This window comes from Roseomonas alba, assembly GCF_019430885.1.
GTDB classification, from domain to species: Bacteria; Pseudomonadota; Alphaproteobacteria; order Acetobacterales; family Acetobacteraceae; genus Neoroseomonas; species Neoroseomonas alba.
In genome coordinates, this window is the sequence record NZ_JAHYBZ010000004.1 from 469079 (window position 1) to 483841 (window position 14763).

The following is a 14763-nucleotide window of genomic DNA, read 5'->3' on the forward strand; positions in this document are numbered from 1 at the left end:
CCGGTGGAGAGGGGCGTTTCTCCTCTCCGAACGGCACTGCGCCAAGGACCTTCCTAATGACCGGGATGGGTTCTGCGGATGAAGATGGGAGGGGCAAAGCCCCTCTCGGTCCCACCCTTGCCAATCCGCGCCGAACACGCTTCAAGGCGCGCCCCCTTTCCGGACCGCGCCCATGCCCCCCGCCATCGGTATCGATTTCGGCACGACCAACAGCGTGGTCGCGATGGTGGCGGCCGATGGATCAGTGCGCGCCTTGCAGCACCCGACCGGGGAGGTCTTCCGCTCCATCCTCTGCTTTTGGGCCGGCGCGGATGGGCGCCCGCACAAGGCGGCCGGGTCGGCGGCCATCGACGCCTATCTTGAGGAACCGCTCGACAGCCGCCTCATCATGTCGATGAAGAGCTACCTGGCGCAGCGCAGCTTCACCGAGACGCGCATCTTCGGCCGCGCCTGGACGCTCGAAGGGCTGATCGCGCTGTTCCTGAAGGAATTGCTCGCACCCTTCGCGAGCGAACTCGCCGGGGCGCGTGTCACCGTGGGCCGCCCCGTGCGCTTCGTGGGCGAACGCGCCGACAATGATTTCGGCGAGCAGCGCCTGCGCACGGCCTTCGCCGAGGCCGGGCTGGCAGATGTCGAAGTCGGCCTGGAACCCGCTGCGGCGGGGCATCGCTTCGCGCAGGAGCTGGACCATCCGGCGACGGTGCTCGTCGCCGATTTCGGCGGCGGCACCAGCGACTTCTCCCTGCTGCGCTTCGACCCGGGCCCGCCACGACGCGTGACGGCGCTGGGGCATTCGGGCGTCGGCATCGCGGGCGACGCATTCGACTTCCGCATCATCGACCACGTCGTCTCGCCGCTGCTCGGCAAGGGCACGCAATACACGGTGATGGGCGGGAGCCCGCTGCCGGTGCCGCCCGCCTGGTATGCCGCCTTCGCGCGCTGGAACCAGCTTTCCATGATGCGGGCGCCGCGCACGCTGCGCGACATCGCGACGGTGGCGCGCACCGCGGAACATCCCGAGCGCCTGCATCACCTGATCGCCCTGATCGAGCAGGAAGCCGGCTATGCGCTGTATCGCGCCGTCTCGGGCGTGAAGGCGGCGCTGTCGAAGCAGGACAGCGCCGTGCTCGACTTCGAGCATGGCGACTTCGAACTGCGGACCGAGATCGCCCGGCGCGACTTCGAAGCCTGGATCGCGCCGGAACTCGCGCGCATCGCGACCGCGGTGGATGCCGCGCTTGCCGATGCGCAGGTCGGGCCCGAGGCCGTCGATCGCGTCTTCCTCACCGGCGGCACCTCGCTGGTGCCGGCGGTGCGGCGCATCTTCGAAGAGCGCTTCGGTGCCGATCGCGTGCTGTCCGGCGGCGAATTCGTCTCCGTCGCCGAGGGCCTCGCGCTCATGGCGCGCGAGCCCGCCTGACGCTACCCGGCGAGCGCGGCCCCCACCGCGGCCAAGGCCGCTTCCCGGCGGGCGCCTTGGGGGGAGCCCTCGGTCAGGAAGGCGGTGACGACCAGCGGCGCACGTCCCTCCGGCGGCCAGACCACGCCGATGACGTTGCTGGTGTTGCGCGCGCCGGTGCCGGTGCGGTCGCCGACCACCCAGCCCGGCGGGACCCCGGCGCGCAGCCGCGCGTCACCGGTGCGGTTGCCGCGCAGCCAGGCGACGAAGCGCGTGCGGCTGGCTTCGGACAGCACGGCGCCGAGGGCGAGCCGGCGCAATGTCGCCGCCATTGCCTCGGGCGTCGTGGTGTCGCGTGGGTCGCCGGGCAGCGCCTGGTTCAGCGTCGGTTCGGTGCGGTCGAGCCGTGTCGCCTCATCCCCGATGCGACGCAGCCAGGCAGTCAGGCCGGCCGGCCCGCCGACCGAGGCCAGCAGCAGATTGGCCGCCGCATTGTCGCTGATCGTCATGGTCGCCGCGCAGAGATCGGCGATCGTCATGGCCTGGCCCACCTTCGTCTCGACGACCGGAGACCAGGACAGGATGTCCGCGCGTCGGATCGGGATGGTGCGATCCAGCCGCTCCTGCCCCGCATCCACCCGCGCCAGGACGCAAGCCGTCAACGGCGCCTTGAAGGTGCTGCACATGGGGAAGCGCTCGGCGAGGCGATGGCCCGCCACCTGCCCCGTCGCCGTATCCAGCACCGCGACGCCGAGCCGCCCGCCATACTCTGCCTCGATGCGCGCGAGCCGGGCCGGCAGGGGCGTGCCCTGTGCCGCCGCGCCGCGCGCCGCGAGCGCCGCGACACCCGCCGCGCCGATCATCCAGTGCCGCCTGTCGATCATGATCCCTCCTGCCCTTGGTGACGGGTGGAGTGATGGCCGTCAGCGGCCCGCGCCACAAACGATCATTCCTTGCCGTTACCCCAAGCTGTTCTTATGGCTTGATGCATGACCCTGCCGCCCCTGCCCCTCAATGCGCTGCGCGCCTTCGAGGCGTCCGCTCGGCATCTCAGCTTCACCCGAGCGGGTCTCGAGCTGCGCGTCACCCAGGCCGCGGTCAGCCAGCAGGTGAAAGGCCTCGAGGAAATCTTGGGTGTCCGCCTGTTCCGCCGTCTGCCCCGCGGCCTCGGCATGACCGAGGAAGGCGAGGCGCTGCTCCCCGTGCTCAGCGAATCCTTCCGCCGCATCGGCAGCACCCTGGAACGCTTCCGCGGCGGTCGCCTGCAGGAGGTACTGACGATCGGCGCCGTCGGCACCTTCGTCACCGGCTGGCTGCTGCCGCGCCTGCCCGCCTTCCGCGCGGCGCATCCCTTCATCGACTTGCGGCTGATGACCAACAACAACCGGGTGGATCTCGCAGGCGAAGGACTGGACGCCGCGATTCGGTTTGGCGCCGGCGCCTGGCACGGCACCGAGGCGACGCGCCTGCTCGCCGCACCGCTCTCCCCGCTTTGCGCGCCGTGCATCGCCGCGCGGCTGCGCCAGCCGGCGGATCTGCTGCGGGAAACGCTGCTGCGTTCCTACCGCGTCGACGAATGGGACCGCTGGTTCGCGACGGCCGGGCTGGGCGCGCCGGCGATCCGCGGCTTCGTCTTCGATTCGTCCCTGACCATGGCCGAGGCGGCGGCCCAGGGCGCCGGCGTCGCCCTGCTGCCGGCACGCATGTTCGACCACGCGCTGCGCGAGGGCCGCCTGGTGCGGCCCTTCGCCGCCGAGGTCACGCTCGGTGCCTATTGGCTCACCCGGCTGCAGTCGCGGCCGGAGACGGAGGCACTCGCCGCGCTGCGCGCCTGGTTGGTCGCCGAGGCCGCGAAGGTCTGAGAGGTCGCGTGGATAACACGCTATACAGCGGGCTTCCGCCCCCCGGGCACCGGCCGGCATCCCCACCCGGCCACCTGCGTCCGGATCCTGGAATGGGCGGCCCCGCACGGGTGCGGGTCGGTGCCGGGTCTTACAAGCGGACTCCGACTTGGCTTCCACGGCGCCTTGCCTTAGGCGGGGCCCTCTCTCAGGCGGCCCCATCGGCCGCGCAGAACGATGAAGGCATCACCCATGGCCGAGACCCTTCCCGACCGGCTCTCCACCGACCCTGACAGCCCCTGGTTCAACGAGGAACTGCTCCAGCGCGGCGTCGGCATCCGCTTCCGCGGGGAAGAGAAGACGAATGTCGAGGAATACTGCGTCTCGGAAGGCTGGGTGCGGGTCAGCATGGGCAAGGCGGTGGATCGCCGCGGCAAGCCGCTGACGCTGAAACTGACCGGCACCGTCGAGCCCTATCTCCGCGAGCCCGGCAAGTAACGTGAAGGGCCGGGCGACGTCTCGCCCGGCCCTGCGTCAGGTCGCTCGGTCATGTGCCGCCCGGCCGGGCCTCCCCCAAAGCCGGCGGGCCGCCCCCTCACATGTCCTGCGACCTGTAGATGCTGTAGGCGCCGAGCAGGGTCATCACACTGCCGCCGATAACGAGCGCGAGGCTGACCCAGTCCGGCTCGGGCCATCCGAGCGGCCCGGAGAGGTTCAGCAGCGTCGCGCTGTGCCAATAGGCGATCCGGACCCCAGCCATGGTCGCACCCAGCCCCACCGGCAGTGAGACCAGACCCAGCACCAGCGCGAGCGTGGCGTCCGAAACCGCGTGGCGCCCCGCAAGGGTCGCTATCGTCCGAGCGCCGGCTTCTCCCGCCCCTGCCATCGCATCCGTCCCTGATGCCCGCGTGGCGTGCATTCGATCACAGACTCGAGATACGACACAATCACAAAGCGAATCTCAAATTCAAATTCGCCCGTCGAAGCGCCACCTGTGGGGGCAGAAACGGCGCCTACCCACCACATCTCGTTTCGTGCACAATTCACGCTGGCGCTCGGCCGGTGGAACGCCAGAACGCCGTGGCGAAATCGGGTGACCATGGGTGGAAGAAACCCATCCCGTTTCCGCCAATGACGCGCCCGGCGGCGGCGCGGGTCAGTGCCGGACATGCGCCGGGGCCGGCGCATGTCCTGGCGTCTGTCAGCCCGCCGCGCGCTGGAGGACGCCGCGCGTGGCGAGCCAGCGTTCCATCCGCGCCAGCGCCTCGTCCAGCAACGCGTCGCCCTTGCAGAAGGCGAAGCGGGCATAGTGGTTGGGCGCCTCCTCGGAGGCATAGAAGGCGGTCACCGGAATGGCCGTGACCTTCGCCTCCTCGGTCAGGGTGCGGCAGAAGGAGACGTCATCCCCGTTCCAGCCCAGCGGCCGGACATCGGTGGTGATGAAATAGGTCCCCTTGGTCTCGAGCACCCCGAAGCCGAGCCCCGCCAGGCCGGCTGCCAGCCGGTCGCGCTTCTGCTGGAGATGCGCCGACAGCCCCGCGAAATAGGCGTCGTCCTTGGCGAGGCCGACCGCCACCGCGCGCTGCAGGTTTGGCGCGGTGGTGAAAGTCAGGTTCTGGTGCGCCTTGGCGACATTGGGCATCAGCGACCGGTCGCAGCTGATGTAGCCCACCTTCCACCCGGTCAGGCTAAAGGTCTTGCCCGCGGAACCGATGCGCATGCAGCGCTCGCGCATGCCCGGCAGGGTCATCAGCGGGATGTGCTTCCAGCCGTCGAAGGTCAGGTGCTCATAGACCTCGTCGCAGATGGCGTAGCAATCGTGCCGGGCGATCAGGTCGCCGATGAAGGCGAGCTCGGCGGCAGTGAACACCTTGCCGGTCGGGTTCATCGGCGTGTTGAACAGGATCGCCTTGGTCTTGGGCCCAAAGGCCGCGGCGAGTTCCGCGCGCGGCAGGTCCCAATTCGGCGGCGACAGGCGCACGAGCTTCGGCACCGCGCCGAGCAGCTTCACCACCGGCAGATAGGTGTCATAGAGCGGCTCGATCAGCACGCATTCGTCGCCCGGGTTGAGCACGGCCATCAGGCAGGCGGTGATCGCCTCCGTGGCGCCGGAGGTGACGACGACCTCGGCATTCGGATCGACCTCCAGGCCATAGAACCGGCTGTTATGCGCGGCGACGGCGTTGCGCAGCTCCGGCAGGCCGGTCATCGGCGGATACTGGTTGCGGCCGTCGAGCAGCGCCTCGGCCGCCGTGCGGACGACATCCTCGGGCCCGTCATAGTCGGGGAAGCCCTGGCCGAGATTGATCGCCTGGTGCTGGTTGGCGAGCGCCGACATGACGGTGAAGATCGTGGTGCCGGTGGCCGAAAGCAGGGCATTCTGAGGCTGCACTGACGGCAACTCCTGGAAGATCAGGGACGCCCCCCGCCGGGGGCATGAAGCCGGCCTGGCCGAAGAGGGGCGACGGTTATGGCGCCCGGCCATGGACAAGGCAATGGACGCCGATGATGCGTCTGACGCTGGCATGCGGAGGGCCTCGCGCCGGCCGGCCTGCGCCGCCTTCGGGTCCACGCGGTGCCAGGGTGCGGCCACGAAGTCGCTCGCACGCTGCGCCGGCGTCAGCCGTTGCGGGCATCCTGCAGGCGCTGATCTGGAACGGCGACCCATCCTGCGACGGCTGATCCCGGCCCGCGCGCCAGCACCGCCCGAGGCCTTCCGCCGCGGTCGCGGCGCCGGTCGAGGCGATCCGAGGACGCCGCGATGCCCGGCAGACTTTCGATCAAATTTTACTCATACTGCACACGATTCGCTCAGGACCCTGTTCGCCTCCCCGATTTTCCCGGAGCGGGTCGGATTGTGGCCCCGGCACGCCGCATGCAATACCCGTTTCCGTGCGACCCGACCGCCGGGCCGCGCAGCACGGCATGGGACTTCAACGCGAACCGGGATCTGTGAAACCGGGAGGAATGGCTTGGCGCCGCAGGGCGCGGGGGCCGCTGGACAGGAGCCGATGAAGAAGATCGAGGCCATCATCAAGCCCTTCAAGCTCGACGAGGTGAAGGACGCGCTGCACGAGATCGGGCTCCAGGGCCTGACCGTCGTCGAAGCCAAGGGCTTCGGCCGGCAGAAGGGCCATACCGAGCTCTACCGCGGCGCCGAATATGTCGTGGACTTCCTGCCGAAGGTGAAGATCGAGGTCGTCTGCGGCGACGACATGCTGGACCGCGCCGTTGAGGCGATCCTCGCCGCAGCCCGCACGGGCCGCATCGGCGACGGCAAGATCTTCGTCTCCGACATCGCCGAGGTGATCCGCATCCGCACCGGCGAGCGCGGGGACGACGCGGTCTAGGACCGCAACGGGATTCGCCGCACCTCCCCCGGCGGGGGGGCGGCGCCCGGACCGGTGGCAGCGCTGGGGCGCCTGCCGGGACGGAATAGCCGGGCGGCGCGGAGTCCACCGCACCGCCCTGCACGCCGGGTCGTGCCGCGGGGCTCCGAAGCCGCGGTGCGGAAGCAAGGTTTCGGGGTTTTCGCAGTCAGGGAACAGGACAGCACATCATGGCCAAGAAGCCCGCCGCCGCTGGAGGCGACGCCGTCTCCAAGGTGCTGGAGATGATCAAGGAGCACAGCGTCGAGTACGTGGATCTCCGTTTCACCGATCCGCGCGGCAAGTGGCAGCACACCGCCCAGCACGTGAGCACCGTCACCGAGGACGTGTTCACCGACGGCTTCATGTTCGACGGCTCCTCGATCGCCGGCTGGAAGGCGATCAACGAGTCCGACATGATCCTGATGCCGGACCCGACGACGGCCTGCATGGATCCGTTCTCGGCCAAGCCGAGCCTGATCCTGATCTGCGACATCTTCGAGCCCTCGACCGGCCAGCTCTATGCGCGTGACCCGCGCGGCACGGCGAAGAAGGCCGAGGCCTATGTCGCCGCATCGGGCGTGGGCGACACCGTCCTGGTCGGCGCCGAGGCCGAGTTCTTCGTGTTCGACAGCGTGAAGTTCGGCACGGGCGGCAATTACGGCATCTACCAGCTCGAGAGCATGGAAGGCCCGGGATCCAGCCTGAAGGACTATCCGGAAGGCAACATGGGCCACCGTCCCGGCGTGAAGGGCGGCTACTTCCCGGTCCCGCCGGTCGACAGCGAGGCCGACCTGCGCGCCGAGATGCTCTCGACCATGGGCGAGATGGGCCTGCCGATCGAAAAGCACCACCATGAGGTGGCGCAGTCCCAGCACGAGCTCGGCACCCGCTTCGGCAAGCTCGTGACGATGGCCGACCAGATGCAGATCTACAAGTACTGCGTCCACAACGTCGCCCACAGCTACGGCAAGACCGCGACCTTCATGCCGAAGCCGATCTATGGCGACAACGGGTCGGGCATGCACACCCACCTGTCGATCTGGAAGGCGGGCAAGCCGCTGTTTGCCGGCAACGGCTACGCCGACCTGTCGGAGCTGTGCCTGTACGCGATCGGCGGCATCATCAAGCACGCGAAGGCCATCAACGCCTTCACGAACCCGTCGACCAACTCCTACAAGCGCCTGATCCCGGGCTTCGAGGCCCCCGTGCTGCTCGCCTATTCGGCGCGCAACCGCTCGGCCTCCTGCCGCATCCCCTACACGACCTCGCCGAAGGCGAAGCGCGTCGAGGTGCGGTTCCCGGATCCGACCGCGAACCCCTACCTGGCCTATGCCGCGCTGACCATGGCGGCAATGGACGGGATCAAGAACAAGATCCACCCCGGCGATCCGATGGACAAGGATCTGTACGACCTGCCGCCGGAAGAGCTGAAGGACATCCCGACGGTGTGCGGCTCGCTGCGCGAGGCTCTCGAATCCCTCGCCGCCGACCACGAGTTCCTGCTCGCCGGCGACGTGTTCTCGAAGGAGCAGATCGAGAGCTACATCGAGCTGAAGTGGAGCGAGGTGTACAAGTTCGAACACACCCCGCACCCGGTCGAGTTCGAGATGTACTACTCTGCCTGATCCATCCGGATCGGGATTGATGAAAGGGGGCTCCGCGCATCGCGCGGGGCCCCTTCTTCTTTGCGACGGCAACGCGTGCCGCGGCGTCGCGTTCATCCTTCGACCAGGCCGCCCCGCCGGGTGGCCCGGCGAGCCTCCCGATCAAGAAGGAGACCGAGGATGGAACCGCGATACCGAAGCCATTGTCGACGCGTCGCAGGCGGCTGGGCCGCGGTCGCACTGCTCGCGGCCTGCGCAGCCCCCGTCCAAGCCCAGGACCGCGTCGTGCCGTCCGTCCCCGGGGCGCCGCCGGCGCCACCGGGACCGCGCATCCCCGAACGCATCGAACCCGCCCCGACGCCACCGCCGACAAACCCGCCCGGCACGACGCCGGCGCCCATGCCACCTGCGGGTGCTGTGATCACCCCGCCGGCCCGGATCGACCCGGACATCCGGGTGCCGGCACCCGTACCGGACCCCCACACCACGCCGGTGATCCCGCCGCCGATGCCGCGGCCTGCGCCGGGACAGTAATCGCGGCCGGTCAGGCCGGCGCGAGCGCCACGGCGCGGAAGGCGGCGACGAAGCGGTCCACATCCTCCTCGTCATTGTAGACATGCGGGCTGATGCGCAGTTTGCCGAGGCGCGGCGCGGCATAGGCCCTCTCCGCCGCCAGCGCGTCGATCAGCCCGGCCGGCATGCCGCCGGGGAAGGACACGCAGAGCATGTGCGCCGGCCGCAGGCTGCGCTTCGGCAGCATCGCGCCGGCGGCCGCCAGGCCTTCCTCCAGCCGGGCCGTCAGCATAGCGCAGCGTTCGGCGATGGCGGCATGGCCCCAGCGCGCCATCAGTTCCAGTGCCACCGCCGACATCTCGATGCCGATGAAGTGGTCGCGTTCCCCCATGTCGAAGCGGCGCGCGGTCGGCGCATAGGACAGGTCGGCGAAATACGGGATGCGGTCGTTCTGCACGCCCTTGCGGCCGAAGCCCGTCTGTTCCAGCGGCACACCATCCTGCCGCCGCTTCGCGACATAGATGAAGGCGCGGCCATAAGGCCCCAGCACCCATTTGTAGGTCGGGAAGATCAGGAAATCTGGGTCGATGCGCTTCACATCGAGGTCCATCATCCCCGCGCCATGCGTCGCGTCGATCAGCAGCGCCGCGCCCTTCGCCTTCAGCGCCGTGCTGATGCGGTCCATGTCCAGCACCGCGCCATCCGACCAGTGCACGTTGGAGATCGACGCCAGCGCGATCGGCGCGCCGGGCTTGGCGATGGCTTCCTCGACCGCCGCGGTCCAGTCGCCATCCGTCGGGCGGGCCACGGTCTCGACCGTGAAGCCCTGTGCCGGGGCGCGCTGCAGCCATTCCAGGATGGGCGAGGAATGGTCGTCCTCGATCACCAGCACCCGGCTGCCGGCAGGGGGCGAGAACAGCCGCCCCGCCACCGCGACGCCATAGGAGACGGAGGAGATCAGCGCGACATCGGCCGCCTCGGCACCGATCAGTGCCGCGGCGGCGGCGCGGCAGCGCTCGATCACCTGCCCCGGCAAACCGGGGTCGATCTCCCAGGGCCTGCCCTTGCGTGCCACACCCATGCGTCCGGCCTCCTGCACCGCGAGCGGCAGGGGCGACCAGGCGGCGGCGTTGAGGTAGGCGACATCGCGCGGAATGTCGAAGAGGTGGCGTTGCGAGGCGAGCATGGCGGGTTCCCCTGGACGGATCAGCCAGCCTAGATCACCCCCGGCGCATCGGGAAATTGCCCCTCATCCACCTGGCGGAAGCTAACCCTATATCTCGTGGGTCCCGGCAGGTTTTTCACCAGATGTCGCGATTCTTCACGCGTCCTTAGCCGAATCGGATTCAGTCCTGCGTCACCGGCACGATGGCGCCGGCGAGCAAGACGCGAATGAGGACGACGATGTCGCAGCACCAGCCGGACGCCCGCGAGGTTGCCGCCGAGGACACCCCGATCGGCGATCTGGAATTCGACGGTCAGGTCGGCGCGACCCTGCATCACCACCGGCGGAGGCTCGGGCTGACGGCGACGCAGGTGGCACGGCGCGTCGGCATCACGCAGCGACGCATGGCGCGGCTGGAACTGGGGCTCGAACCGCTGACGCTGCGCCTCGCTTTGGCACTTGGAGTCGCGCTCGACATGCCGCCGGCCTGGTTCCTGGGCCTCGACGCCGCCGCCGTGCCGGAGGCGATCGGCATCAGCGCGGAGCAGGCCCAGCAGGGCTGGGCCCAGGCGCTGGCCATGCGCATCGCCGCCACCGGCGCGGCAGAGTTGCAACACTGACGCACCAACCGCCGCGCGACATCGCGCGCCGGTCGATACGGCCCGGGATTTGCGTGCCTGCCTCGCCTAGCCTCGCAAGAGCAGCATTCCCGGAGATCCCTGCATGGAGCGCCTGTTCCGGCTGAGCGAACGCGGCACCAACCCGCGCACCGAAATCCTCGCCGGCCTCTCGACCTTCCTGACCATGGCCTACATCGTCGTGGTCAATCCCTCGATCATCTCGGCGGCGGGCATCGATCCGGGGGCGGCCTTCGTCGCCACCTGCCTCGCCGCGGCCATCGGGTCGATGCTGATGGGGGTGATCGCGAACTTCCCCATCGCGTTGGCGCCGGGGATGGGGCTGAACGCCTATTTCGCCTTCGCCGTGGTGCAGGGCATGGGCGTGCCCTGGCAGGTCGCGCTTGGCGCGGTGTTCCTGTCGGGGCTGCTGTTCTTCGCCGTGTCGATCTTCCGGGTGCGGGAATGGCTGGTGAACGGCATCCCGCTGTCGCTGAAATTCGGCATCGCGGCGGGGATCGGCTTCTTCCTCGGCCTGATCGGGCTGCGCGGGATGGGGCTGGTGGTGCCGCATCCGGCGACGCTGGTGGGGCTGGGGCCGCTGGCGGTGACCAGCACCATCATCGCCTGCGGCGGCTTCCTGCTGATCGCCGGGCTGTCGGCGCGCGGCGTGCCGGGGTCGATCGTCATCGGCATCATCATCACCGCGCTCGCCGGCATTCCCTTCGGGCTGACGACCTTCCACGGCATCGCCTCGATGCCGCCCTCGCTGGCGCCGACCTTCCTGCAGCTCGACATCGCCGGGGCCGTCGGGCTCGGCATCACGGGCATCGTCTTCACCTTCTTCATCGTCGATCTGCTCGACAACACCGGCACGCTGATCGGCACGGTCCATCGCGCCGGACTGATGAACAAGGACGGCACGGTGCCCAATCTCGGCCGCGCGCTGGTCGCGGATTCCACGGGTGCGATGATGGGCGCGGTGCTCGGCACCTCGACCACCGTCAGCTACATCGAGAGCGCGGCCGGCATCCAGGCCGGCGGCCGCACCGGGCTGACGGCGGTCACGGTCGGCGTGCTGTTCCTGCTGGCGTTGTTCCTCGCGCCGCTGGCCACCTCCATCCCAGGCTTCGCCACCGCGCCGGCGCTGGTCTTCGTCGCCTGCCTGATGGCCAAGGCGCTCGCCGAGCTGAACTGGGAGGACGCGACGGACTACATGCCCGCCATCGTCACCGCCCTCGCCATGCCCTTCACCTTCTCCATCGCGACCGGCATCGGGCTCGGCTTCATCACCTATGCCGGGGTGAAGACGCTGGCCGGGCGGCCGGGCGAGGTACATGGCGCGGTCTGGCTGATCGCGGCCCTGTCGCTGCTGAAGTTCGCGCTGCTGTGACGCGCGACAGTTGAAATACCGACCGGGTCGGCAAGCATCGGTTTGCCGATCCCTGGCATAGTCCGCTCCAACCATGATCAGGAGACGGTCCGATGCCGCAGCCCATCCTCATCGTCGGCGCCGGCCCGGTCGGGCTGACGCTGGCCGTCGAGCTGACACGCTTCGGCGTGCCGGTCCGCATCGTCGATCGGGCCGCCGTCCGCACCGACAAGTCGAAGGCCCTGGTGCTCTGGAGCCGCAGCCTGGAGCTGATGGACCGGACGGGCGAGACCAGCGCCTTCCTCGCCGCCGGCATGCGTTCGGGCGGGGCGAACATCCTCGCCAAGGGCCGCCAGCTCGGCCGGGTGAGTTTCACGACCGAAGGCACGCCCTACCCCTTCGCGCTGATGATCCCGCAGAGCGAGACCGAACGGCTGCTGGAGGAGCATCTCGCCGCCCGCGGCGTGACCGTCGGACGCCAGGTCGAGCTGATCCGCTTCACCCCGGGCGCCGATGGGGTGGAAGCCGTGCTGCGCGGCGTCGATGGTAGCGAGGAGACCGTCCAGGCGCCCTGGATGATCGGCTGCGACGGCGCGCACAGCGCTGTACGTCACGGCCTCGGCATGGCCTTCGAGGGTGACACCCTCCCGAGCCAATGGGTCCTGGCCGATGTACATCTGAAGGGCCTGCCCACCGCGCCGGATGAACTCGCGCTGTTCTGGCACGCCGATGGCGTGCTGGCGCTGTTCCCGATCTCGCCCGGCCGCTACCGCATGATCGCCGACATCGGCGAGACCAGCGACGGCACGGCCCGCCCCGACCCGACGCTCGAGGAGGTGCAGGACCTTCTCGATCGTCGCGGGCAACCGGGCATGGTGGCCTCGGACCCGATCTGGCTCGCCGGCTTCCGCATCAATGAGCGCAAGGTGAAGTCCTACAGCGCCGGGCGCGTCTTCCTGGCGGGCGATGCCGCGCATATCCACAGCCCGGCTGGCGGCCAGGGCATGAACACGGGCATGCAGGACGCCTTCAACCTTGCCTGGAAGCTCGCGCTGGTGGTCCAGGGGAAGGCGGCCGCGGAACCGCTGCTCGAGAGTTACAGCATAGAGCGCAGCGCCGTCGGCGATATCGTGCTGTCCAATGCCGGGCGCATGACGGCGGTCGCGACCCTGCGCGGCAGTGCGAAGCAGACGCTGCGCAACCTGATGGCATCGCTGGTGCTGCATGTGCCGGCGATCCGCCGCGTCATGGGACGGACGCTGTCGGAGCTGACCATCGCCTATCCGCAGAGTCCGCTGACCGTACCGGGCGGGCGCCATAGCGGCGGACCCGCAGCCGGGGACCGCATGCCGCCGCGCCCGGGCGAGCCGCCGATCGGCGCTGGCGACACGCCGCGCTTCGCCCTGTTCGCCGAGGCATCGCCCGAAGCGACGGAACTGCTGGCGCGATACGGGGCGCTGATGGAGGCGACACCACGCGCCCCGATCGCGCCAGGGGCGATGTGGCTGGTGCGGCCGGATGGCTATGTCGCGCTGGTCGCCAAGGCGGGGGAATGGGCGGAAATCGAGGGCTATCTGGGCCGGTTGGTGGCCAAGGGCTGAGGGGTCCTGCGCTTACGCTACGGCCGGAAGATTGGAGCGGCCCTGCCCCTCCGAACCATCCGGCAAAGACCACAAGGCCTTCCTGGTGACCCCGCTGCTTCCGCTGTGGAACCGAGAGGGGCTTTGCCCCTCCCGGACTCTCCCCAGCAAAGGCCGAAGGGCCATTGCAAACCTCAACCTGGCGCCGGGCGCGGCGGCCCAGTCATCATCAGATACGCGCTTCGTGCTGCCCCTGCATGCATGATCGAGCGCCGTGCACCACGCGCGCTTTGACGTCGCGAACGGGCCTCCCCGCCCAACACCAGGCATCGGTTTCCAAAGGCCCTGTGGCGTTTGGTGGGCGCGAACCACTGCTTCGCGGTGAGAGAGGGGCAAAGCCCCTCCCCGTCGCGTCGTGAGCCTCATCTGCGCGCCCATGGGGCAGAGCCCTTCGCGCCGCGTCGCCCTCTTTCACGCCTCCAGCATCTCCGGCGGCCCGTAGACGAGACGCCGCTCCCGTGCCCGGTCGAACAGGCCAAGCAATGCCTTCGCGCGTTCCGTAGCGTCCGGCGCGCCCTCGAAGGCGATGCCCTGCCGCGCGGGCGTGTCCATCAGGCCGAGATAGCCCATCCAGGTCCGGGTGAAGGTCTCGAGGTCGGCAGCGATCACCGCATCCACCGGATGGCCGGGGTCCTTCATGCACAGGTCCACATGCGGGTGCATGAGGACGAACCACCAGCTCCGCTGCGCCGTGCGCGCCGCCGGGATGTTGCGGAAGTCGAAGCGGATGACGAAACGCGCCGCGGGGAAGGACGAACGCGGGATCTGGCCGCTCACGCTCATGAGCAGGAAATGCGGATCGAAATCCTCAGGCCGCAGGATGGATTGCGTGTGGCGCTGGCCCCAGAGACTCAGCGCCTCGATGATCGGACGGAAATCCTCACCGGCCGATGTCAGGGCATAGACGTTGCCGGGGCCGCTCGGCTTGGTGGTGATCGAGATCACGCCGTGATGCTCGAGGTCGCGCAGCCGCTGGGTCAAAAGCGTCTTCGACATCAGCGGCAGGCGGCGGCGCAGATCGTTGAACTGCGCCGGCCCGCAGCAGAGCTCGCGGAGGATCAGCGGCGTCCAGCGCTCCGCGAAGAGCTCGCAGGTCTTCGCCACCGGGCAGAACTGGCCGTAGCCGGGCATGCAGCACGATCGATCGATTGCGTAGATGAAATCAAGTCCATTTTCTGGCCTTGAGACCGGCCTTCCGGAAGCGCGAGGGTCCGCGCCACCGCAACTTCTACAAAAGGGAG

General features: G+C 69.2%; 13 protein-coding genes. 8 read left to right on the plus strand and 5 right to left on the minus strand.

What is annotated here, in order from left to right; genetic code table 11:
• Positions 1-172: 172 nt before the first annotated feature.
• The gene (locus KPL78_RS13940) at positions 173-1420 is read left to right on the plus strand and encodes an Hsp70 family protein (protein ID WP_219763559.1); all 1248 of its coding nucleotides are present in this window, start codon (positions 173-175) and stop codon (positions 1418-1420) included.
• Positions 1421-1422: 2 nt separating this feature from the next.
• Here KPL78_RS13940 and bla read toward each other — a convergent pair whose 3' ends face one another.
• On the minus strand, positions 1423-2283 hold the full coding sequence (bla, locus tag KPL78_RS13945) for a class A beta-lactamase (protein WP_219763560.1): 861 nt from the start codon (positions 2281-2283) through the stop codon (positions 1423-1425).
• A gap of 105 nt (positions 2284-2388) precedes the next feature.
• Between bla and KPL78_RS13950 the strand changes: the two genes are divergently transcribed.
• Both KPL78_RS13950 and KPL78_RS13955 read left to right on the plus strand, forming a co-directional pair.
• The gene (locus KPL78_RS13950) at positions 2389-3261 is read left to right on the plus strand and encodes a LysR family transcriptional regulator (RefSeq protein ID WP_219763561.1); all 873 of its coding nucleotides are present in this window, start codon (positions 2389-2391) and stop codon (positions 3259-3261) included.
• A 231-nt stretch (positions 3262-3492) separates the two neighbouring features.
• Positions 3493-3738, plus strand: a complete 246-nt coding sequence (locus KPL78_RS13955) for a DUF3297 family protein (protein ID WP_219763562.1) — start codon at positions 3493-3495, stop codon at positions 3736-3738.
• A gap of 97 nt (positions 3739-3835) precedes the next feature.
• On the opposite strand, the gene KPL78_RS13960 is transcribed toward KPL78_RS13955, so the two are convergent.
• Both KPL78_RS13960 and KPL78_RS13965 read right to left on the minus strand, forming a co-directional pair.
• The gene (locus KPL78_RS13960) at positions 3836-4126 is read right to left on the minus strand and encodes a hypothetical protein (protein ID WP_219763563.1); all 291 of its coding nucleotides are present in this window, start codon (positions 4124-4126) and stop codon (positions 3836-3838) included.
• A gap of 315 nt (positions 4127-4441) precedes the next feature.
• Positions 4442-5632, minus strand: coding sequence for an aminotransferase (locus tag KPL78_RS13965; RefSeq protein WP_369412753.1), 1191 nt, complete (start codon positions 5630-5632; stop codon positions 4442-4444).
• Between the two features lie 619 nt (positions 5633-6251).
• Between KPL78_RS13965 and KPL78_RS13970 the strand changes: the two genes are divergently transcribed.
• Entirely contained in the window at positions 6252-6590 is a 339-nt protein-coding gene (locus tag KPL78_RS13970; RefSeq protein ID WP_219763565.1) for a P-II family nitrogen regulator, read from the plus strand.
• Between the two features lie 209 nt (positions 6591-6799).
• Positions 6800-8236, plus strand: coding sequence for a type I glutamate--ammonia ligase (glnA, locus tag KPL78_RS13975; protein WP_219763566.1), 1437 nt, complete (start codon positions 6800-6802; stop codon positions 8234-8236).
• Positions 8237-8759: 523 nt separating this feature from the next.
• Here glnA and KPL78_RS13980 read toward each other — a convergent pair.
• Positions 8760-9914, minus strand: coding sequence for an aminotransferase class V-fold PLP-dependent enzyme (locus KPL78_RS13980; RefSeq protein WP_219763567.1), 1155 nt, complete (start codon positions 9912-9914; stop codon positions 8760-8762).
• Between the two features lie 218 nt (positions 9915-10132).
• Here KPL78_RS13980 and KPL78_RS13985 point away from each other — a divergent pair, with 218 nt between their 5' ends.
• From KPL78_RS13985 to KPL78_RS13995, 3 genes are all read left to right on the plus strand, one after another.
• Complete coding sequence (locus KPL78_RS13985) at positions 10133-10513, plus strand: helix-turn-helix domain-containing protein (protein ID WP_219763568.1); 381 nt, start codon at positions 10133-10135, stop codon at positions 10511-10513.
• 103 nt (positions 10514-10616) lie between these two features.
• Positions 10617-11903, plus strand: coding sequence for an NCS2 family permease (locus tag KPL78_RS13990; RefSeq protein ID WP_219763569.1), 1287 nt, complete (start codon positions 10617-10619; stop codon positions 11901-11903).
• A gap of 92 nt (positions 11904-11995) precedes the next feature.
• Positions 11996-13483 (plus strand): FAD-dependent monooxygenase, encoded by a 1488-nt coding sequence (locus tag KPL78_RS13995; protein ID WP_219763570.1) that lies wholly within the window; start codon positions 11996-11998, stop codon positions 13481-13483.
• 450 nt (positions 13484-13933) lie between these two features.
• On the opposite strand, the gene KPL78_RS14000 is transcribed toward KPL78_RS13995, so the two are convergent.
• Positions 13934-14653 carry a winged helix-turn-helix transcriptional regulator gene (locus tag KPL78_RS14000; protein ID WP_219763571.1) on the minus strand — a complete coding sequence of 240 codons (720 nt, stop codon included), beginning with the start codon at positions 14651-14653 and terminating at the stop codon, positions 13934-13936.
• Positions 14654-14763: the final 110 nt, after the last annotated feature.